Annotated in this window: 18 protein-coding genes; 9 read left to right on the forward strand and 9 right to left on the reverse strand. The window is 60.0% G+C overall.

All coding sequences use genetic code 11. From position 1 onward, the window contains the following. Positions 1–14: 14 nt before the first annotated feature. Entirely contained in the window at positions 15–629 is a 615-nt protein-coding gene (locus KVQ82_RS12990) for a biliverdin-producing heme oxygenase (protein WP_222019077.1), read from the forward strand. Further along, on the forward strand, positions 626–2,872 hold the full coding sequence (locus tag KVQ82_RS12995; RefSeq protein ID WP_222019078.1) for an ATP-binding protein: 2,247 nt from the start codon (positions 626–628) through the stop codon (positions 2,870–2,872). The genes KVQ82_RS12990 and KVQ82_RS12995 overlap by 4 nt, the downstream gene beginning before the upstream one ends. Positions 2,873–2,958: 86 nt before the next feature. On the opposite strand, the gene KVQ82_RS13000 is transcribed toward KVQ82_RS12995, so the two are convergent. Beyond that, positions 2,959–6,651: a hypothetical protein gene (locus KVQ82_RS13000; protein ID WP_222019079.1), complete on the reverse strand. Its 3,693-nt coding sequence runs from the start codon at positions 6,649–6,651 to the stop codon at positions 2,959–2,961. A gap of 295 nt (positions 6,652–6,946) precedes the next feature. Between KVQ82_RS13000 and KVQ82_RS13005 the strand changes: the two genes are divergently transcribed. Then, a complete protein-coding gene (locus KVQ82_RS13005; RefSeq protein WP_108182964.1) occupies positions 6,947–7,534 on the forward strand; it encodes a LysE family translocator in 588 nt (195 codons plus the stop codon). 15 nt (positions 7,535–7,549) lie between these two features. On the opposite strand, the gene KVQ82_RS13010 is transcribed toward KVQ82_RS13005, so the two are convergent. The 3 genes from KVQ82_RS13010 to KVQ82_RS13020 all read right to left on the reverse strand — a co-directional run bounded on the left by KVQ82_RS13010 (position 7,550) and on the right by KVQ82_RS13020 (position 9,826). After that, positions 7,550–8,383, reverse strand: a complete 834-nt coding sequence (locus KVQ82_RS13010) for an AraC family transcriptional regulator (protein WP_222019080.1) — start codon at positions 8,381–8,383, stop codon at positions 7,550–7,552. Between the two features lie 35 nt (positions 8,384–8,418). Further along, the gene (locus KVQ82_RS13015) at positions 8,419–8,922 is read right to left on the reverse strand and encodes a VOC family protein (protein WP_198758309.1); all 504 of its coding nucleotides are present in this window, start codon (positions 8,920–8,922) and stop codon (positions 8,419–8,421) included. A 235-nt stretch (positions 8,923–9,157) separates the two neighbouring features. Continuing rightward, positions 9,158–9,826 (reverse strand): bifunctional 2-polyprenyl-6-hydroxyphenol methylase/3-demethylubiquinol 3-O-methyltransferase UbiG, encoded by a 669-nt coding sequence (locus KVQ82_RS13020; RefSeq protein WP_222019081.1) that lies wholly within the window; start codon positions 9,824–9,826, stop codon positions 9,158–9,160. Between the two features lie 93 nt (positions 9,827–9,919). Between KVQ82_RS13020 and KVQ82_RS13025 the strand changes: the two genes are divergently transcribed. Beyond that, the gene (locus KVQ82_RS13025; RefSeq protein ID WP_198758307.1) at positions 9,920–10,312 is read left to right on the forward strand and encodes a GFA family protein; all 393 of its coding nucleotides are present in this window, start codon (positions 9,920–9,922) and stop codon (positions 10,310–10,312) included. 129 nt (positions 10,313–10,441) lie between these two features. Here the strand turns inward: KVQ82_RS13025 and KVQ82_RS13030 are convergent, their stop codons facing one another. Continuing rightward, complete coding sequence (locus KVQ82_RS13030) at positions 10,442–11,272, reverse strand: alpha/beta fold hydrolase (RefSeq protein WP_108182958.1); 831 nt, start codon at positions 11,270–11,272, stop codon at positions 10,442–10,444. A 251-nt stretch (positions 11,273–11,523) separates the two neighbouring features. Between KVQ82_RS13030 and KVQ82_RS13035 the strand changes: the two genes are divergently transcribed. The 4 genes from KVQ82_RS13035 to KVQ82_RS13050 all read left to right on the forward strand — a co-directional run bounded on the left by KVQ82_RS13035 (position 11,524) and on the right by KVQ82_RS13050 (position 15,766). Beyond that, a complete protein-coding gene (locus KVQ82_RS13035; RefSeq protein WP_025111491.1) occupies positions 11,524–11,979 on the forward strand; it encodes a (2Fe-2S)-binding protein in 456 nt (151 codons plus the stop codon). A 14-nt stretch (positions 11,980–11,993) separates the two neighbouring features. Beyond that, positions 11,994–14,156 carry a xanthine dehydrogenase family protein molybdopterin-binding subunit gene (locus KVQ82_RS13040; RefSeq protein ID WP_222019082.1) on the forward strand — a complete coding sequence of 721 codons (2,163 nt, stop codon included), beginning with the start codon at positions 11,994–11,996 and terminating at the stop codon, positions 14,154–14,156. Between the two features lies 1 nt (position 14,157). Next, the gene (locus tag KVQ82_RS13045; protein ID WP_108182956.1) at positions 14,158–14,736 is read left to right on the forward strand and encodes a hypothetical protein; all 579 of its coding nucleotides are present in this window, start codon (positions 14,158–14,160) and stop codon (positions 14,734–14,736) included. A 61-nt stretch (positions 14,737–14,797) separates the two neighbouring features. Beyond that, entirely contained in the window at positions 14,798–15,766 is a 969-nt protein-coding gene (locus tag KVQ82_RS13050) for a sensor domain-containing diguanylate cyclase (protein ID WP_041067304.1), read from the forward strand. A gap of 122 nt (positions 15,767–15,888) precedes the next feature. Here the strand turns inward: KVQ82_RS13050 and KVQ82_RS13055 are convergent, their stop codons facing one another. Next, positions 15,889–16,314 (reverse strand): VOC family protein, encoded by a 426-nt coding sequence (locus KVQ82_RS13055; RefSeq protein WP_222019083.1) that lies wholly within the window; start codon positions 16,312–16,314, stop codon positions 15,889–15,891. A gap of 110 nt (positions 16,315–16,424) precedes the next feature. Here KVQ82_RS13055 and KVQ82_RS13060 point away from each other — a divergent pair, with 110 nt between their 5' ends. Further along, positions 16,425–17,288 (forward strand): LysR family transcriptional regulator, encoded by an 864-nt coding sequence (locus KVQ82_RS13060; RefSeq protein WP_222019084.1) that lies wholly within the window; start codon positions 16,425–16,427, stop codon positions 17,286–17,288. Between the two features lie 43 nt (positions 17,289–17,331). On the opposite strand, the gene fabI is transcribed toward KVQ82_RS13060, so the two are convergent. Genes fabI through KVQ82_RS13075 form a run of 3 tightly spaced genes read right to left on the reverse strand, consistent with a single transcriptional unit; the run spans position 17,332 to position 20,777 of the window. Continuing rightward, entirely contained in the window at positions 17,332–18,126 is a 795-nt protein-coding gene (gene fabI, locus KVQ82_RS13065; protein WP_222019085.1) for an enoyl-ACP reductase FabI, read from the reverse strand. Between the two features lie 19 nt (positions 18,127–18,145). Continuing rightward, positions 18,146–19,756, reverse strand: a complete 1,611-nt coding sequence (locus tag KVQ82_RS13070) for an ABC transporter ATP-binding protein (protein WP_222019086.1) — start codon at positions 19,754–19,756, stop codon at positions 18,146–18,148. Between the two features lies 1 nt (position 19,757). Then, complete coding sequence (locus KVQ82_RS13075) at positions 19,758–20,777, reverse strand: ABC transporter permease (protein WP_222019087.1); 1,020 nt, start codon at positions 20,775–20,777, stop codon at positions 19,758–19,760. Position 20,778: the final 1 nt, after the last annotated feature.

The following is a 20,778-nucleotide window of genomic DNA, read 5'->3' on the forward strand; positions in this document are numbered from 1 at the left end:
CAAGAGCGATTTACATGCAAGCAAAGGCCCGTGAAGTTTATGTGCCGCCGGTGCTGCAAGATCTGCGAGCCGGCACTGCCGAACTGCACATCGCACTGGAAAAACGTCTTCCTTTTTTCTCCAATACCCTCGATTCCAACGCTTTCGTACGGTTGATGCAGGCTTATTACGGTTTTTATCGGCCACTGGAAAGCGCATTGCTCGACAGCGGCGCGATCCCGGTGGATTTCGATATTGCGCCACGCCTCAAATCGCAGATTTTGCTCGATGATTTGCAGGCGCTGGGCCTCACGAGCGAGACCATCGCCCGTTTGCCACAGTGTCAGACGTTGCCCGTGATCGACTCCGGGCCGACTTGCCTGGGTGTGTTGTACGTGCTGGAAGGGGCAACCCTCGGCGGGCAGATCCTGCGTCGCGAAATCGCTTCGCGGTTGAGCCTGGACGCCGACAATGGCGCGGCATTCCTCGACGTTTACGGCGCTGCCACCGGCCGCCGCTGGCGCGATTTCATTGATTACCTGGGCAGTCGACCGCTGAGTGCGGATGAACGTGAAGCCGTGGTTGCGGCGGCCCAATCCACATTCAGTTGTTTCGAGCGCTGGCTCGAAAGCCGGGAGGTACTGGCATGAACCCGCAAGACCAAGAAGCCTTTGAAGAACTGCTGGCCAACTGTGCCGACGAACCGATCCGCTTTCCGGGTGCCATCCAGCCCCATGGCCTGTTGCTGACCCTGAGCGAGCCGGCGCTGGACATCATTCAGATCAGCGCCAACGTCGAGACCCTCTTGGCACGGCCGGCGCAGGAGCTGATCGGCCAGCCGCTGCACAGTCTGTTGGGTGACGCGCCTGCCGCCGCTGTGCGCGATGCGCTGCAGCAACCGGTGTTCGCCGATGCCGGACCGCTGCATTTCCGCCTCAACGGCACCGCGTTCGAAGGTCTGCTGCACCGTCATCAAGGCGTGTTGATTCTGGAACTGGAAATCCACGTCGAAAACTTCCAGCCGCGTAACGTCGCCGGCAACCAGACCCATCTGGGACGCATGCTCCAGCGCTTGCAAGCAGCCACCACATTGCAGGCGCTGTATGACATCAGCGTCAAGGAAATCCAGGCGATGACCGGTTACGACCGGGTGCTGATCTACCGCTTCGAGGAGGAGGGCCACGGCCAGGTGATCGCCGAGGCGTCGGATCCGTCGATGGAAGTGTTCAACGGCCTGTTCTTCCCGGCCTCGGACATCCCCGAGCAAGCGCGCGAGCTGTACCGCACCAACTGGCTGCGGATCATCCCCAATGCCGATTACCAGCCGGTGCCGCTGGTGCCCAAGCTGCGCCCGGACACCCAGACCCCGCTGGACCTGAGTTTCGCCACCCTGCGCAGCGTCTCGCCGATTCATTGTCAGTACATGAAGAACATGGGCGTTCTGTCGTCGATGAGCATCTCGCTGCTCAAGGGTGACAAACTCTGGGGCCTGATCAGCTGTGGCAATCGCCAGCCGCTGCATGTGCCGCACGAGTTGCGCAGTGCCTGTCAGACCATCGGTCAGGTACTGTCGCTGCAGATCAGCGCGATGGAGGCGCTGGAACTCAGCCGTCAGCGTGAAGAAAAGGTCGAGGCACTGGCATTGCTCAAACAGGCCATGATCGACTCGCCGGAAAATGTCTTCGATGGTCTGGCGCAGCAACCGCAAGTGCTGATGGCGCTGGCCGGGGCCGGGGGCATTGCGATCATCGAAGACAAGCAGTTGCACCGTTACGGTAATTGCCCGGAGCCAGAAGACATTCGCGCCCTGCACAAGTGGCTGCAGGAAACCGGCGAGCCGGTGTTCGCCAGTCATCATCTGGCCAGCATCTACCCGCCAGCCGCGCAGTTTCAGCAAGTGGCCAGCGGCGTGCTCGCCATGAGCCTGCCCAAACCGGTGGACAACGGCGTGTTGTGGTTCCGCCCCGAGGTCAAGGAGAACATCAACTGGAGCGGTGATCCGCGCAAGCCGCTGGATCTGGAAAACTCCGATGCCGGCCTGCGTCTGCGCCCACGCACTTCGTTCGAAATCTGGAAAGTCGAGATGGCCGGGATCTCCACCAAATGGAGCCACGGCGATCTGTTTGCGGCCAATGACCTGCGCCGCTCGGCACTGGAAAACGACCTGGCCCGGCAGGTGCACCGCGAGCAGGAAGCGGTGCGCGCCCGTGATGAGCTGGTGGCGGTGGTTTCCCACGATTTGCGCAATCCGATGACCGTGATTTCCATGCTCTGCGGCATGATGCAGAAGACCTTCAGCTCAGATGGCCCGCACACCTCGCGGCGCATCTCCACCGCGATCGACACCATGCAGCAGGCCGCCGGGCGGATGAACACGCTGCTCGAAGACTTGCTCGACACCTCGAAAATCGACGCCGGGCGCTACACCATCGCCCCGCAGACCCTCGATGTCGGGCAGATGTTCGAGGAAACCCAATCCCTGCTTGGGCCGCTGGCGCTGGACAAGGACATCAGCATCTCGTTTCAGGCCGATCCCGACCTGAAAATTCATGCCGACCCGGAGCGCCTGTTTCAGGTGCTGTCGAACCTGATCGGCAACGCGATCAAGTTCACCCCGCGCAAAGGCTCAGTGGGCGTACTGGCCAAGTCTGACGGCAGGGAAATCGTGTTTACGGTGCGCGATACCGGTGAAGGCATTCCCAAGGAAAACCTGGCGCGGGTGTTTGACCGCTACTGGACGGTGAAGGAGGGCAACCCGACCGGAACCGGGCTGGGTTTGTACATCACGCAGGGGATTGTTGAGGCCCATGGCGGGCGCATCGAGGCCAGCAGTGAGCCGGGTGAGGGTACGGAGTTTCGGTTTACCGTGCCGGCGATGGTCGGGAGCGACTGACAGCCGTGAATCGTGACAGAACACAGCCCGGCAGGCGCTGGCCGGCCGGGCTGTGGGTCTACTCAGCGTGGCGATTTTGCGGGTCTTCAGTCCAGACCATGCAGCGCGCTGAATGCTTCTTTCGACAGCGGATTGAACCGGTTCTTTCGTATCTCGCTGATCGCATACAAGGCACGGCCCGTGCGGCCATTTCCATCACCAAAACCGTGGAAGCCAACCACTGTGCCGAGTAGCTGTTTGCTGAAGTGCTCGTGAGCGGTGTCCAGTTTCTTCAAATGCTCCTGCATCACGGCAAAGCCACTGATGCTACTGGCGTATTTCTTGTCGTTGACGCCTACACGAACAATGTCCGAGGTGGCAGGTGCGATGCTGACATGTAGCTGTCTGATCACGTCGGGGTCGGTCAACGCCTTATTGCTGTTAGCGTACTCTCGCAAGACGGCCACGATGCTGGCGAGATCGTTGCCCGGAGAATTCGAGGCATGAACGATCCAGGCGCCGGCTCGTTGGGCGTTATCGGTGAAGCCTTGAACGTTGTATTGCGACTCTGGCAGCACACCGTTGTAAGGGGCTTTTCCCAGATCCTGTCTCAGCAGATTCTGCTGATGGCCCTTCATGTAGTTGACCTTGCGGGCCTCGATCTCGCTGACCGTTTCCAGCAAGTCGGTATATCCCTTGCCCGCCGAGCGTGCGGCCTGGAGATCGATACCGTTTTTTGCCAAGACTGTCGCCAGCAGTTCATCGATTGCCGTTTTGCCGATCAACGCTTCAAGCTCCTGAGCTTTTTGCAGCCTTCGCGTAGTGTCGATAACAGCTTTGTTGAAGAGGTGTTCCAGCTCCGCAGGGCTGGCGGTTTTCGGTAAAGGATTTTTCGTGTCTGTCAGGCGAGTGAGGATTTGGCTGGCACTTTCGAGGGTGTCATCCTTGAACAGTGCCCGCGCATGAGCCACCGTCGGCAATGTCATGCGAATCTCGGCCGCCGCGCCGGACTTGCTCAACGCTTTGACCAGGTCGTAGGAGCCACTGCTGGTAGTCGTCAGTCGACGCAACTGGCGGGCAGCTGTCATGCTGATCGAACTGCCAGCGTGGCTGAGCTTCAGCGCGCTTTTGCCTGCCAGCTTCCCGGCACCGACGATCACTTGGGGAACACCGTCGACGGGGTTGAAGATTGACACCAGAATACTGCCGGCCACGCGCCCGAGGCTGAGCAGCCTGGTGCTGCTTGCCACTGCTTTTGCCAGCGCTCCGGCCGCCCCGATAAAGACAAAGGACACCGCGAGGGCGTCGATGACGCAACTGAAGGCGGCCCCACTGCGTTTATCCGGATCATCCGAAGTCAGTTGCTGGATACAGCCTCTGAATGGAATGAAGATGTTCAGAATGATGTTGGCAACGCGCTCGTACGCTTCCTGCTTTTCCTCGTATTCAGTCTGGTCATAGCCCATCCGGTAATATTCGTTGTAGGTGATGGGCGGGTTCTTTTGCGCAATGAAGTCGGCAATGTCTTTCAGCCTCGGCGATTGGTAACTTTCCATTGGCGATGTGTACCAGGCCGACTCTTCGTAGTGCGGCGCAAATTGACCCAACCGATCAAGCAGCATGCCGAACTCATGAACATCCGCATGCTCGGCCAGTTCCCAGTGGCGGCGCGGCAGTAATTTATTGATGTCCGTTTGTTCGCTCTGACCAGGTGTTGCACCCTGGAAGTAGGCTGCGTGCTCGGTAATGATATTTTCCAGATAGGTAAGGCGCGGGAAATTCCCGGTCTTGCCGTTGGTCGGCCCGTCGAAGCTTGCGGTGTCTTCATTGAATGCATAGCCGCTGGCGAAAGCCTCGGCCAGGCGCTCGCTTTTGCGGCACACTCCCTGTAACGGGAACAACTCAAAGCAATGGTTTTTCGATTTGTGACGACACAGGATGACCACCCCGTGCGGGGAGAAGTGGTCGGCGCTGTGACCGGGGATATTGCGGTTGCCGCGCACCAGGTAGAGCGTTGAAGCGCCCTGTGTCAGTGCTTCTCGATCACTCATGCCGAGCCGGGAGAATGCCAGCCGGATCATGGTGCTGATTCCCGACTTGAAGGTTTCGTGCTGCGGCTTGAGCTTATCGGCATACAACTGATTGATTGGCGCAAGGCTGGCCAAATCTGGATGCACGTCGTGCAAATTGCGCTTGGTCGATGTGCTGGTGAGGTTTTTACGGTGTAACTGGTTGGCAAGGTAAAGATTGATCACCGTGTCGCTGATCAGTCCCCCTTTATTGTGCGGCGAACGAAATACCTCCTGATGATGGTCGATGTCGGCATCGGACAGCGTTTGCTGCGCCAGTTTCCGTCGGCTGACCGGCGCAGCGGTTATCGACTTCAGCGCCGCCTCCAGTTCACCGGCATACGTGTTGTAGCGACTCACTGCCGCTGTTGCGATCTGCTCTTCCGATAATGCCGAGTCTTCACGGAGCATCACCTCGTTGATGTTTGCCCAATCCAGCACGCATTGCAGATTGAGTAATTGATGCAGGGCGCGTTGTGCATCGCTGAGCGGCGCAAGTGCGGCAAACTTCATCAGTTGCTCATAAGACAGTTTGCGCGACAACCCGGGAGCGATCCTTTCTGTCAGCATGACGGCCTTGCGCAACATGACCCAGCCTGGTGAACCGATCAGCAGTGTCGGCGGGGTAACGACCAGAAACTCCGGTGATTGCCCCGCCAGCACCAGTTCCACTGCCAGGTAAGCGGCGAATGGACTGACGCGGTTGATCTGCTCAAAATGGCTTTTGAGACGTGTCCGCGCCTGCGCCGGGGTTTCATGCACATACAGCGATTCATAACGCAGACTTCGATGAGTTTCGACCCGCTCATCCGAGCCCATGTCCAGGTCCAGCACGACCGCAGCGAGCAGTAACCGGCTGCGGGTGACCTCCGTTACCGTGTGTGCCTTGCCCTCGATCAGAAGTGCATCGAAACAGCGCTGAGCCAGACTTTTTGCCTCGCTCGTTTGCATCAGAATTTCCCACGCCAGTCGCGGATTTTCCTGCAGCAAGGCGCCGCTTCTCTTCTTGAGCAGCACATCCGTCAGGTAGTTGATCAACGGCTCGGAATACCGCCCCGAGTCAGCCATCAACGTTCGCACGACCTGCATGATCACAGGATACTGCTCCGGCTCGACTATCAGGGCGATATCCTGAGTCTCTTCGGAAATACCCCAGTAGTTAGCGAATTTTGGCGGCGCGGGCATTTTGAAGTTCAGGTAGTCGATCAAGTTTGCAAGGTCTGCATAATTTTCAGGTGGGTCAATTTCCTGAAACGCCAGCCAGTTGCGCAGTGGCACGGTGGTGCTGGAGGAAATAATGCCGCCAGAACGCCATGCGGTTTTCGACAAGAGTTCGATATCGTTCCGTAAAGACTCGATCTCATACAGTTCATCGGTAATGATAGTGTAGTGGATGTAAAAACCCGTAGCGCCGAACTCTTCATAGGCGGCGTAAACTTCACCATTGCTTCTGACCATAAAAAAGTGCTCGGCAGGCAGGTCGAAGGAGGCAATAAATTCAATGAATTCTGGATGTTTGCTGAGTGAGCGCAGCAATAATTTGCCGGCGAGATGTTCACCGTCGAAACGGCTTCCTGAAACAACTTTCGTAGCGAGTTGCATGAAGTCTTCTTCAGCACGAAAGGCTTGTCGAAGGAAGTTTCGGTTCTCCAGAGCCTTGGCGATGTTCAGTCGTTCAGCTTCGTCGGCCGATGCAGGGGCAGTTGCAAAAAGGTTGCGATTAATGTCCATATTGACTTCTTCTGGTTCGGGTTATGTAGCGCAGCAGTCAGCCAAGTTGAATTGGCAGGTTGTGAAGTGGTCGGGAATATAAAACGTCGCGCAATGTTGGTGTTTCATTTTGAGTTGCTAGTTGTTATTAAAAGTATCGAGATGTCTGCGCGAAGTATTAAGTGGCAACAGAAACTTCTTCTCCGGCTTCAAGTGCCTGAGTTGTGGCGCGGGTCGTGGGTGATTTTGTTCAATACGCGAGCCGGCGGCACTGTTTACTGTTGGCTCCTTGTTCCCCAATTGCAGCAGGTGCGTAATGAGTCTGATTGTGTCGATGGCGGCGTTTGCGCTGGTGGCGTCCATAACCCCGGGGCCGGTGAATATCGTCGCGCTGAGTTCCGGGGCGCAGTACGGCTTTCGAGCCAGTCAGCGGCACGTGGCGGGGGCGACGCTGGGCTTTGTGCTGTTGCTGGTGCTGATGGGTTTGGGCCTGCATGAAGTCCTGAAACTGTGGCCATTCCTGACCCGGGTGGTGCAATTGGCCGGGGTGGCGTTTCTGTTGTTCATGGCTTGGAAGCTGGCTGCCGATGACGGCCAGTTGCATGCCGGCGAAGCGGGGCGGGCGCCGTCGATGCTGTACGGCGCGGTGATGCAATGGCTTAACCCGAAAGCGTGGCTGGCCTGTGTGGCAGGAATGGGCGCGTTTGTCGCCGATGGCGAGGCGCGGCTGGTCTGGCAGTTCGCCGCGGTGTATCTGGTGATCTGTTATCTGTCGGTCGGTTGCTGGGTGTACGCCGGAACGTTTTTGCGTGGGTATCTGGGCAATCCGGCGGGGATGCGCTTGTTCAATCGCTTGATGGCTCTGTTGCTGGCGGCGAGCGCGGTTTATCTGCTGTTACCGTGAGCCCGAAGTCGATGGTCAGCCGCGATATTGGCCGGGTGTCGCGGCCAGATGCTGTTTGAACGCGCGCTGAAAATGCGCCTGATCGGCAAACCCTGCTTCCAGTGCAACATCGGCAATCAGCTGGCCGCTGCGCAGGCGTTCGCGGGCAAACTGGATGCGCTGGTTGACCAGGAACGCGTGCGGCGTCATGCCGTAATGCTGTTTGAATGCACGGATCAGATACGACGGTGACAACTGCGCCGCCGTGCAGATGTCCTCCAGGCTGAGCAGGTCGGTGCAGTGTGCGCGGATGAAGTCGGCGGCGCGCTCGAGCTTGATATTCGGCTCGCGCAGCGCGGGTTCAGCCGGGTTCAGGCGCCATTGCAAATCACTGAAAAACTCCACCGCTGCGCTGTGTTTACGCAGTGCGTCCTGCTGCTCATCGACCAATATGGCGTAAAGCTCGCGCAGGTCACGAAACAGTCGCAGGTCATCCAGGTGCGTGGTGGAAAATCGCCGAAACTCAAGCTCCGCACTGAACCCCAACTGATGCTGCAGATCCGTCAGCCATGGCGTCTCGACATACAACATCAAGTACGACCACGGCTGATCATCGATCGGATTGCAGGCGTGCACGTCGCCCGGATTCATCAGCACCACGGTGCCGGCGGCGACTTCGAATGTCGATTGCTCATGCACATAAATGCTGCGCCCGGCCGTGATCGCGCCGATGGAAAAGTGCGCATGGGAATGGCGTGAGTAGCAGACCTCACGACCATCGGCGATGGCCCGCGCTTCGATGAAGGGCAGGGCATCGTCCCGCCAGAAGCGTGGGGCTTTTTGAGGGTTTTTGGCGGCAGCGTGTTTCATCGTTATGGTTCCCGGCAGGCCAGACCCGGAGTGTATTAGCTCTGGCCGGCAAAGGCCCGCTCCAGTTCGGCGATGTCGAGTTTTTTCATCGTGAACATGGCCTGCATCGCCCGTTGCGACTTGCTGGTGTCGGGGTCCAGCATCATGTGCATGAACGCCACGGGGACGATCTGCCACGACACGCCGAACTTGTCCTTGAGCCAGCCGCATTGCTGGGCCTCGACCGGGCCACCGGCCGACAGATTGCCCCAGAAATGGTCGACTTCTTCCTGATTCTGGCAGTTGACCTGAAACGAAATGGCTTCACTGAACTTGAACAGCGGCCCGCCGTTGAGGCCGGTGAAGGTCTGGCCGTCGAGTTCGAAGCTGACGGTCATCACCGCGCCTTCCGGCTTGCCGTGAAATTCCTCGCCGACCTTGCTGTAGTGGGTGAGGCCGGTGATTTTCGAATGATCGAAGATCGAGCAATAGAACTTCGCAGCCGCTTCGGCCTGATCGTCGAACCACAGGCACGGCGTGATTTTCTGGAAACGTTGCATGGCAGTCATCCTCGGCAGGTTAGACACGCGGGATTTACAGCGTAGTCAGTCCTTGGTCGACTGGCGGTGCCGTAGATCGACAAGTGCAGTGCAATTCAGCAACACCCTGAAACTGTGGGAGCTGGCTTGCCAGCGATGAGGCCGGCACCTTCAGAAGTGATGTTGCCTGAGCCACCGCTATCGCTGGCAAGCCAGCTCCCACAATGTCTGTGACTCAGTCAGGATGTGCAGGAAGTCAGCGCCGTTCGGCGATCATCAGTAACGACTGCGGCACCGGGCTTTGCGGATGCTGCGGCTCCTGCAAACTGAGAATGTGAAACCCGGCCATGTCCAGCGCGTTGCACCAGCTCGACAGCGTGCGGAAATACCACGGCATCGGCTGCCACTGGCCCTTGAACGCGGCGAACGATTCTTCACGCCAGCCATCCTGATAATCGCCGGCCGCCACGGCCCACGGATGCAGGGTCTGAATGATCATGGCGCCGCCCGAAACCAGCAACGCATGCATGGCGGCGAGCAATGGAATGATGTCCTGATGCAGCAGCGAGAAGTTGGCGCAGATCAAATCGTAATCACGGCCAATAGCGCCTTCGGCCTCGACCAGCGTCTGGTAACTGGCGACACGCACATTGGCTGAACCGGCCGCGCGTGCCGCCTCGATCAGCCTCTCATCACCGTCGACACCCACCGCATCGATGCTGCGATCCGCCAGCGCGCGCAACAACCAGCCTTCGCCGCAACCCAGATCCAGCACGCGTTCCGGTTGGCGGCCCATGATCGCCAGCAGGATCGCCTGATCGGTGACCTGCTGGCGGCTTTCGATGGCACCGCTGCGGATCACCTCGATCCAGGCATCAGCGTTGGCGTGCCAGCTCTGCAACAAGGTGGATTCAGGGGAGGACATGGCGCTGTCTCCGGCAAAGGGCAAATTGTGAGCGTTCGCTTGTACGGCTGCTATGTTCAAAGGCTGAACAGAGTCTGACAGAGGATAGACACCATGACCCCATTAACCGGCGGTTGCCTGTGCGGCGATGTTCGCTTCGAAGCTGCGGGCCAACCTTACCGCATCGGCATTTGCCATTGCCTCGACTGCCGCAAACATCACGGCGCATTGTTTCACGCATCGGCAATATTTCCCGAGAAGGCGGTGACCGTCAGCGGGACTCTCGGCGAGTATCAAGGGCGGGTGTTTTGCCCGCGCTGTGGTTCGCCAGTACTTGCACGTTCGGGGGATGAGATTGAAGTGAATGTCGGCTCGCTGGACGAGCCGAACCGGTTCAAGCCGACTTATGAGCTGTGGACCATCCGCCGGGAGTCATGGTTGCCAGCGCTGCCGCTGGCGCACCACTACGAACGTGATCGTGAAGGGACGGGCCGTACCGAGGCGTAGTACGCAGTCAAGCCAATCACCCAGTCCCCTGTGGGAGCTGGCTTGCCAGCGATGAGGCCGGCGCATCCACAATTGATGTTGCCTGATCCACCGCCATCGCTGGCAAGCCAGCTCCCACAATGATGTGTGTCACCCGCGAATAAACGCCAACAAATCCGCATTGATCGTCGGCGCCTCGGTTGTCGGCATTCCGTGCGGGAAGCCCGGATACGACTTCAGCGTGCCATTTGGCAGCAGTTTCGCCGACAAAGGCCCCGAGTTCGCATACGGCACGATCTGGTCGTCTTCGCCGTGCATTACCAGCACCGGCACGGTGACTTTTTTCAGGTCTTCGGTGAAGTCGGTCTGGGAGAACGCGACGATCCCGTCGTAATGCGCTTTGGCGCCGCCGATCATGCCCTGACGCCACCAGTTGCCGATGATCCCTTCCGAAGGTTTTGCTCCCGGGCGGTTATAGCCATAGAAAGGACCGCTGGGAATGTCGCGATAGAACTGCGCGCGATTGGCCGCCAGTTGTGCCTGAAAATCATCGAACACCGATTTCGGCAACCCACCGGGATTGCTTTCGGTCTGGACCATCAACGGTGGCACCGCGCTGATCAACACGCCTTTGGCCACGTTGTCCTGCCCATGTCGGGCGATGTAGTGGATGACCTCACCGCCGCCGGTGGAGTGGCCGACATGCACCACGTTCTTCACCCCCAGATACTGAACCACCGCCAGCGCATCGTCGGCGTAATGGTCCATGTCGTGGCCGTCCCAGACCTGGCTCGAACGTCCATGGCCCCGACGGTCATGGGCAATCACCCGAAAGCCCTGGCCCAGGAAGAACAGCATCTGCGCATCCCAGTCGTCCGAGCTGAGTGGCCAGCCGTGGTGGAAGTGGATCACCGGAGCGTCCTTCGGGCCCCAGTCCTTGTAGAAGATATCCACGCCGTCTTGAGTGGTGACAAATCCCATGTTCGCGACTCCTGACCAATGTGATGGGTGACTGCGCTCGTCGCAGGCCTGCGTTGCTGGCTCGGATGAGCGCCGTTATCAGCCAGAAGATTAAAGTCGACATTTTTACGTTGAGGCATGACCGGTGGTCGCAACGTCCGGCTTGCGGCGCAATTTGGGCTTTGCTGAAAGGGATAAGCCGAGGCGCGCACTGGCTTAGATGGCCGTAGCGACGCCCCTTCAGAACACCGTGAGTCTGAGGAAAACCCCCGATGCTGACCTTGAATATCAATGGCAAGGATCAGGAGCTCGATGTGCCGGCAGACATGCCGTTGCTCTGGGTCCTGCGTGATGTGGCGCACCTGACCGGTACCAAATTCGGCTGTGGCATGGCCCAGTGCGGCGCCTGCACCGTACACGTTGATGGGGCACCGTTGCGTGCCTGTATCACGCCCGCCACCGCCGTGGCCAACGGTCAGAAAATCCTCACCATCGAAGGCCTGTCCACCGACGGCTCGCACCCGGTGCAGCAAGCCTGGGCCGAACTCGACGTGGTGCAATGCGGTTACTGTCAGTCCGGGCAGATCATGTCTGCCGCCGCGCTGCTGGCGAAAATCCCCAAACCCACCGACAGCGATATCGATCAGGCGCTCTCCGGCAATATCTGCCGCTGCGGCACCTATCCGCGAATCCGCGCAGCGGTGAAACGTGCGGCCGAGATTGGCTGATTGGGAGACAGACGATGAACAGTCCTGTATCGCGTCGCGGCTTTCTCAAGGGCAGTGCCGTGCTGGGTGGCGGTCTGGTGGTGGCGTTTGTCGTGCCCGGTGCCCATCGGTTTGCGCGGGCAGCGGAGAATCAAGGCAAGGTTTTCGCGCCGAATGCGTTTTTGCGTATCGCCGCCGACAACAGTGTGACGGTGTTGCTCGGGCATTCGGAAATGGGTCAGGGCATCTGGACCGGTCTGACCATGTTGATCGCCGAAGAACTGGACGCCGATTGGTCGACGATCCGCGTCGAGCACTCGCCGGCCTCGGCGGCCAATTACGGCATGCCGGCGTTTGGCGGGATGCAGATTACCGGCGGCTCGACCTCGACCTGGATGGAGTTCGACCGTTACCGGCTGGCCGGGGCCACGGCGCGGCAGATGCTGGTGGAAGCGGCGGCCAAGCGCTTCAACGTCGCTGCGTCGACGATTCGCACCGAATCGGGCGTAGTGATTGCCGGCGATAAACGCGCGACGTACGGCGAACTGGCAGACGCTGCCGGGCAACTGCCAGTGCCGGATCCGAAGTCGATCACCTTCAAGGAGGCCAAGGACTGGAAGGTCATCGGCAAACCGACCAAACGCCTCGACACCCCGGAGAAAATCACCGGGCGCGCCAAGTTCGGTATGGACGTGCAGTTCGACGGCCTGATGACGGCGATGGTCGCGCGGGCGCCAGTGTTCGGAGCCACGGTCAAATCCTTTGAGGGGGCCGAGGCGCTGGCGGTGCCCGGCGTGCACAAAGTGGTGCAGGTGCCGACCGGCGTGGCGGTGATCGCCGAGCATTATTGGGCGGCGAAACTCGGTCGCGATGCCTTGAAAGTCGATTGGGACAGGGGGCCACACGCGGACCTGAGCAGTCAGGGCCTGCTCGACAACTTCCGCAAACTGGCAGCGACACCGGGCACTTCCGCCACTCAGGCCGGGGATCCGCAGGGCAACTTCAATAAAGCGGCGAAGAAAATCGACGTCGAGTACAGCGTGCCATATCTGGCCCATGCACCGATGGAACCGCTCAACTGCACGGTGAAGATCAGCGCCGACAAGTGCGAAATCTGGACCGGCACGCAATTCCAGACCCTCGACCAGATGGTCGCCGGCAAGATCACCGGACTCAAACCGGAGCAGGTGGAGATTCACACCGAGTTTCTGGGCGGCGGTTTCGGGCGCCGGGCCAATCCGACTTCGGACTTCGTCGCTGAAGCCGTGCAAGTGGCGAAAGCGGCCGGGGCGCCGGTGAAAACCGTGTGGTCCCGTGAGGATGACATTCGCGGCGGTTATTACCGCTCGATGTTCCTGCATCAGGCGCGCATCGGCCTCGACGGGCAGGGCATGCCGTTGAGCTGGCAGCATGTGCTGGTCGGTCAATCGATCATGGCCGGCACCATGCTCGAACAGACCATGGTCAAGAACGGCATCGACGCAACCTCGGTCGAAGGTGTGGCTGACAGCCCGTATATCAAAGGCCTGTCTCATCAACAGGTCGAGCTGCATTCGCCGCAGACCGGGATCAACGTGCTGTGGCTGCGTTCGGTGGGGCACAGCCACACCGCGTTCGTCATGGAGTCGCTGATCGATGAAATGGCCACGGCGGCCGGCAAGGACCCGGTGGAATACCGGCGAACGTTGCTCAAGGATCATGCGCGCCATCTCGGCGTGCTGAATCTGGCGGTGGAGAAGGCCAACTGGACAGCGCCATTGCCGGACGGGCATGCGCTGGGCGTGGCGGTGCACGAGTCGTTCGGCAGTTATGTGGCACAGGTGGCCGAGGTCTCCCAGGACAATCTGGCGATCCGCGTGCACCGCGTGGTGTGTGCGGTGGATTGCGGGATCGCGGTCAATCCGCAGAGCATCGCGGCGCAGATGGAATCGTGCATCACCTTTGGCCTGGGCATGGCGCTGCACAGCAAGCTGACGGTCAAGGACGGCGCGGTGGTGCAATCCAATTATCACGACTATCAGGTGCTGCGCCTCAATGAGATGCCGCTGGTCGAAGTGCATATCGTGCCCAGCAGCGACAAGCCCGGGGGCATCGGTGAGGCGGGGGTTCCGCCCACCGCGCCGGCGGTGGCCAACGCGGTGTATGCACTGACCGGGCAACGTTTGCGTGAACTGCCGCTGCAACTGTCGGGGGTGTGAGATGAAACGACATCTGCTATTGGGCACGGTGATTCTGCTCGGGCTGGGCGGCTATGCTTCGGACCTGTTCGCCGATGATCAGGAGGCGCTCAAGGCGTTCGGCACGGTGCAGAAGGTGTTCCAGAGCCCGCGTTGCCAGAACTGCCACATTCCCGGCGACTCGCCGCTGCAATTCGACGCCGGCAAACCGCACGCGATGAATGTCGTGCGCGGCATGGACGGCAAGGGTGCCGCCGGTTTGCCTTGCGCCACCTGTCATGCCGAGCGCAACCCGCCCGACAGTTATGGCCCGCATGCGCCTCCGGGGGCGCCGCACTGGAGCCTGCCACCGGCGGCGCACAAGATGGCCTGGATTGGCCTGCCGCCGGACAAGTTGTGCGCGATGATCAAGGATCGTTCCAGCAACGGCGACCGTGATTTCGCCGCGCTGATCAAACATGTCAGCGACGACAAACTGGTGTTGTGGGGCTGGAATCCCGGAGCCGGGCGCACGCCGGTGCCAGTGCCGCATGACATTTTTGTGGCCCAGTTCAAGCTTTGGGCCGATGCCGGCGGGCCATGCCCGGTGGCGGGCGGCTGAGTGTGTGAGTCGCTGGCGATTCAAGCTACTCTAACGGTCGTTGACCCTGATGGAGTGCGTGATGCTGGCCCCGATCAAACCTGCCAATGAAGCTGTGCGAATCCAGGCATTGCACGGACTGAACGTCCTGGACTCTGCACCCGAAGAACGTTTCGACCGTTTGACGCGTCTGGCCAAACGGCTGTTCAACGTGCCGATTGCGTTGGTCACGCTGGTCGACAAGGATCGGCAATGGTTCAAGTCGTGCGTCGGCCTCGACGTCAACGAAACCCCACGGGATGTGTCGTTCTGTGGGCACGCGATTCTTCAGGATGAATTGCTGCTGGTGCCGGATGCCAAGCAAGACAAACGCTTTCATGACAATCCACTGGTGACCGGCGAGCCGAACATCCGTTTTTACGCGGGCTACCCGCTGACCGTGCCCAACGGCAACAAGATGGGCACGCTGTGCCTGATCGACACCAGGCCGCGCGAGCTCGATGACGAGGAGCGCGGGCTGTTGCGCGATCTGGCTGGCATGGCCGAGCAGGAATTGATGGCGGTGCAGATGGCGAACATGGACGAGCTGACGCTGCTGTCCAACCGCCGTGGCTTCAAGGCCCTTGCTCAGTATGCGCTGGAGGCCTGCAAGCACCGGGACAAACCGGCAACGCTGCTGTTTTTCGATCTCAATGACTTCAAACACATCAATGATCACTATGGGCATGCCGAAGGCGACAGTGCGCTGAAGACCTTCGCCGACGTGCTGCGCATCGCTTTTCGCGAGAGCGACGTGGTCGGGCGCTTGGGCGGTGACGAGTTCGTGGCGCTGCTGACCGGCTCCAGTCACGTCGAAACCACGGCGATCATGGCGCGGCTCAAGGATATCCTCGACGAGCGCAATACGATGTTGCAACGCGGCTACGACATCCGCTTCAGCGTCGGCCAGATCGAATACGATCCACAACGCCATGACACGGTGGATCGGTTACTGGCTGATGCCGATAGCGCAATGTACGAACACAAGCAGCAATTGAAGCGCGGTCATTGAGGGCCTCATCGCCGGCAAGCCAGCTCCCACAGATTTCGCGGGTGCTCACAAAATCCAGCCACACCGCAGAACCTTGTGGGCGCTGGCTTGCCAGCGATAGCGTCCGGTAAGGCGCCACACTTTTATTTGGCAAACAACTGTCCGATATCCTTGAACGCCTTGAACTCCAGCGCATTGCCACACGGGTCGAACAGAAACATCGTCGCCTGTTCGCCCACCAGGCCCTGAAAGCGAATCCCCGGCTCAATCACAAACCGCGTGCCCAGCGACGTCAGACGTTCGGCCAGCGCCTGCCATTGCGCCATCCCCAGCACCACCCCGAAATGCGGCACCGGCACGTCATGTCCGTCCACGGCATTGGTGTGGGCGGCTTCCTGTGCAGCGTTTTTCGGCGCCAGATGAATCACGAGTTGATGGCCGAAGAAGTTGAAGTCGACCCAGTGTGCGCTGGAACGTCCTTCCTCCAGCCCGAAGACTTCGCGGTAAAAATGCCGTGCGGCGGCCAGGTCATAGACGGGGATGGCCAGATGAAAAGGGTTGAGCTGCATGGGGAATTCTCAATCAAGGGGAAGTTGTTTGAGTCTAGTGCTGTGAAAGGTGATTGAAAGACGATATTTTTTGCGCCGAGCTCAAATTATTTCGATCAGTCGAGGTGCGCATGCTGCGTGAACTGAAGACCTTTCTCGCGGTGGCGCGCCATGGCACGTTTGCCGCTGCCGGGCTGCACATCGGCTTGACGCAGTCTGCAGTCAGCGCGCAGATCCGCAATCTCGAACAGGCCTTGGGTATTCGCCTGTTCGACCGCACCGGTCGTCAGGCGACGCTCAATCCGGCCGGGCAACGCGCCGTGCCGATGGCGCAGGAAATGCTCGCGATTTTCAACCGCATGGGCGAGAGCGAGGAGGTCAGCGAGTTTCGCGGCGAGCTGAGAATCGGCGCGGTGGCGACTGCACAGACCGGGCTGCTGCCTCAGGCGTTGTTGCGCTTGCGTCAGCAGGCACCGGGCGTGGAGCCGAAACTGGTGCCGGGGGTGTCGCTGAACCTGTTGAGTCAGGTGGATGCCGGGGAAGTCGATCTGGCGATCATGATCAAGCCGCCGTTCGAATTGCCCAAGGAGCTGTCGGCGCAGGTGATTCGTCGCGAACCCTTCGTTCTGATCGTGCCGACAACGGTCGAGGGCGATGATCCGCTGCAACTGCTGGCCGAATACTCTCAGGTGCGCTACGACCGCAATTCGTTTGGCGGACGACTGGTGTCGCGGTTTCTGCGTGAGCAGCGGATAGACGTCCACGTAGCGCTGGAGCTGGATGAGCTGGAAGCGATTGTGAAAATGGTCGAGTGCGGGCTTGGGGTTTCGTTGCTGCCAAGAGCCGGATTGTGGCTGGAGCACCCGTTGAGGGTGAGGGTGATCGAATTGGGTGAGTTGACGTTCTATCGCGAGATGGTGCTGTTGCAGCGTTACAGCCAGCGCAGCCAGCCGATTCAGCAGTTGTTCGCCCGTTGCCTGGAATCGCAGGCATGAAAAAGCCCGCCAATTGGCGGGCTTTTTATCGGCAGCGCGAAAATTACTCTTCGATGTTGCCCATGGCGGTGGTGTTGAAGCCGCCGTCCACGTACATGATTTCACCGCTGATGCCCGACGCCAGGTCGGAGCACAGGAAGGCGCCGGCGTTGCCGACTTCTTCGATGGTGACGTTGCGGCGCAGTGGGGTTTGCGCTTCGTTGGCGGCCAGCATTTTGCGGAAGTTCTTGATGCCCGAGGCGGCCAGGGTACGGATCGGGCCAGCCGATACGCAGTTGACGCGGGTGCCGTCCGGGCCCAGGGAACCGGCCAGGTAACGTACGCCAGCTTCCAGCGAAGCCTTGGCCATGCCCATCACGTTGTAGTTCGGCATGGTGCGTTCGGCGCCCAGGTACGACAGGGTCAGCAGGCTGCCGTTGCGGCCTTTCATCATTTCGCGACCAGCCTTGGCCAGGGCCACGAAGCTGTAGGCGCTGATGTCGTGAGCGATGCGGAAACCTTCACGGGTGGTGGCTTCGGTGAAGTCGCCGTCCAGTTGGTCGCCCGGGGCGAAGCCGACGGAGTGCACGATGCAGTCCAGGCCGTCCCACTTCTTGCTCAGTTCTTCGAAGACCTTGGCGATTTCTTCATCGCTGGCCACGTCGCACGGGAAGCACAGCTCAGAGCTCGAACCCCAGCCCTGTGCGAACTCTTCAACGCGACCCTTGAGTTTGTCGTTCTGATAAGTGAAGGCAAGCTCAGCGCCCTCGCGATGCATGGCGGCAGCGATGCCGGATGCGATGGACAGCTTGCTGGCGACACCGACGATCAGTACGCGCTTACCGGCGAGAAAACCCATGTGTTGCTCCTCTTTCAGGTTATTGCGCAGTGGCTGGTGCCAGAAAAGCGGCTTCCAGCAACTGCTGTGTATACGAATGTTTGGGAGCGGCAAAGATTGCTTGCGCGTCTCCCTGTTCGACCACTTGGCCATGCTTGACCACCATCAGCTGGTGGCTCAGCGCTTTGACGACAGCCAGGTCATGGCTGATGAACAAATACGTCAGGTTGTACTTGGCTTGCAGTGAACGCAACAGCTCCACCACTTGCCGCTGCACCGTGCGGTCGAGCGCCGACGTCGGCTCGTCCAGCAGGATCAGCGCCGGTTTCAGCACCAAAGCCCGGGCAATGGCGATACGTTGCCGTTGCCCACCGGAAAATTCGTGGGGGTAGCGGTGCCGGGTTTCCGGATCCAGACCTACCTCCTTCAATGCCGCAATAATCGCCGCTTCCTGCTCGGTCGCGGTGCCCATCTTGTGAATCCGCAGGCCTTCGCCAACGATGTCGCTGACGCACATTCGCGGGCTCAGGCTGCCGAACGGGTCCTGAAACACCACCTGCATCTCCCGCCGCAACGGGCGAACCTCGTTCTGCGTCAGGCAGTCTAGCTGCTTGCCCTCAAAGCGGATCGCGCCTTTGCTGCCGATCAGCCGCAAAATCGCCAGACCCAGCGTGGATTTGCCGGAACCGCTTTCCCCCACGATCCCCAGGGTCTGTCCCTGAGGCAGGCTGAAATTGATGCCGTCCACTGCCTTGACGTAATCCACCGTGCGTTTGAGCAGGCCTTTCTTGATCGGGAACCAGACTTTCAGGTTCTCGACTTCGAGCAGCGGCGCCCCGATTTTATTGCTCGCCGGGCCTCCGCTGGGCTCCGCGCCGAGCAATTCCCGAGTGTACGGATGCTGCGGCGAACGGAACAGCTCTACGCACGATGCCTGTTCGACGATGCAACCGCGCTGCATGACACATACGCGATGCGCAATTCTTCGCACCAGGTTCAAATCATGACTGATCAGTAACAGCGACATGCCCAATCGAGCCTGAAGTTCCTTGAGCAAATCGAGGATTTTCAGCTGAACGGTCACGTCCAGGGCGGTGGTCGGCTCGTCGGCGATCAGCAGTTCCGGCTCGTTGGCCAACGCCATGGCGATCATCACCCGCTGGCGCTGGCCACCAGACAATTCGTGGGGCAGGGCCTTGAGACGTTTGTGCGGCTCGGGGATGCCGACCATCTCCAGCAACTCGAGCGTGCGCTTGGTCGCGACTTTGCCGCTCAGGCCCTTGTGGATGCCCAACACCTCGTTGATCTGCTTCTCGATCGAGTGCAGCGGGTTGAGCGAGGTCATTGGTTCCTGAAAGATCATCGCGATGCGGTTGCCGCGGATGTGGCGGATGGTCTTTTCGCTCAGCCCCAGCAGATTCTGCCCGGCATAGGTGATGCTGCCGGCCGGATGCCGGGCCAGCGGATAGGGCAGCAGGCGCAGGATCGAGTGCGCCGTCACCGATTTGCCCGAGCCGGATTCGCCGACCAGCGCCAGGGTTTCGCCGCGCTTGATGTCGAAGCTCACGCCCTCGACCACCCGGTGGACTCGCTCATTCATGCCGAACTCGACGGCGAGGTCGCGCACTTCGATCAGATTGTCCTGATTCATTTCACTTCCTCGGGTCGAAGGCATCGCGAGCGGACTCGCCGATAAACACCAGCAAACTCAACATCAGCGCCAGCACCGCGAACGCGCTCATGCCCAGCCACGGTGCCTGCAAGTTGGACTTGCCCTGGGCCACCAGTTCACCCAGCGACGGGCTGCCGGCCGGCAAACCGAAACCGAGGAAATCCAGCGCGGTCAGGGTGCCGATGGCGCCGGTAAGAATGAACGGCATGAAGGTCATGGTCGAGACCATCGCGTTGGGCAGGATGTGGCGGAACATGATCGCGCCGTTCTGCATGCCCAGCGCCCGTGCCGCGCGCACGTATTCGAGGTTGCGCCCACGCAGGAACTCGGCGCGCACCACATCGACCAGGCTCATCCACGAAAACAGCAGCATGATCCCCAGCAGCCACCAGAAATTCGGCTGGACGAAACTGGCGAGAATGATCAGCAGGTACAGCACCGGCAGCCCCGACCAGATTTCCAGAAAGCGCTGCCCGGCCAGATCGACCCAGCCGCCATAGAAACCCTGCAACGCGCCGGCAATCACGCCGATGAACGAGCTGAGTACCGTCAGCGTGAGGGCAAACAACACGGAAATGCGGAAGCCGTAAATCACCCGCGCCAGCACATCGCGGCCCTGATCGTCGGTGCCCAGCAGGTTGTCCGCCGAGGGCGGGGCCGGGGCCGGGACTTTCAGGTCGTAATTGATGCTCTGGTAGCTGTAGGGGATCGGCGCCCACAACACCCACGCATCCTTGGCCTTGAGCAGTTCGCGGATATACGGGCTCTTGTAGTTGGCTTCCAGCGGGAATTCGCCGCCGAAAGTGGTTTCCGGGTAGCGCTTGATCGCCGGGAAGTACCAGTGGTTGTCGTAATGCACTACGAGCGGCTTGTCGTTGGCGATCAGCTCGGCACCGAGGCTCAGGCCGAACAGAATCAGGAACAGCCACAGCGACCACCAGCCTCGCTTGTTGGCTTTGAACAGTTCGAACCGGCGGCGGTTGAGCGGGGACAGGTTCATC

This window comes from Pseudomonas sp. AO-1 (assembly GCF_019775695.1).
Classification (GTDB): Bacteria; Pseudomonadota; Gammaproteobacteria; order Pseudomonadales; family Pseudomonadaceae; genus Aquipseudomonas; species Aquipseudomonas parakoreensis.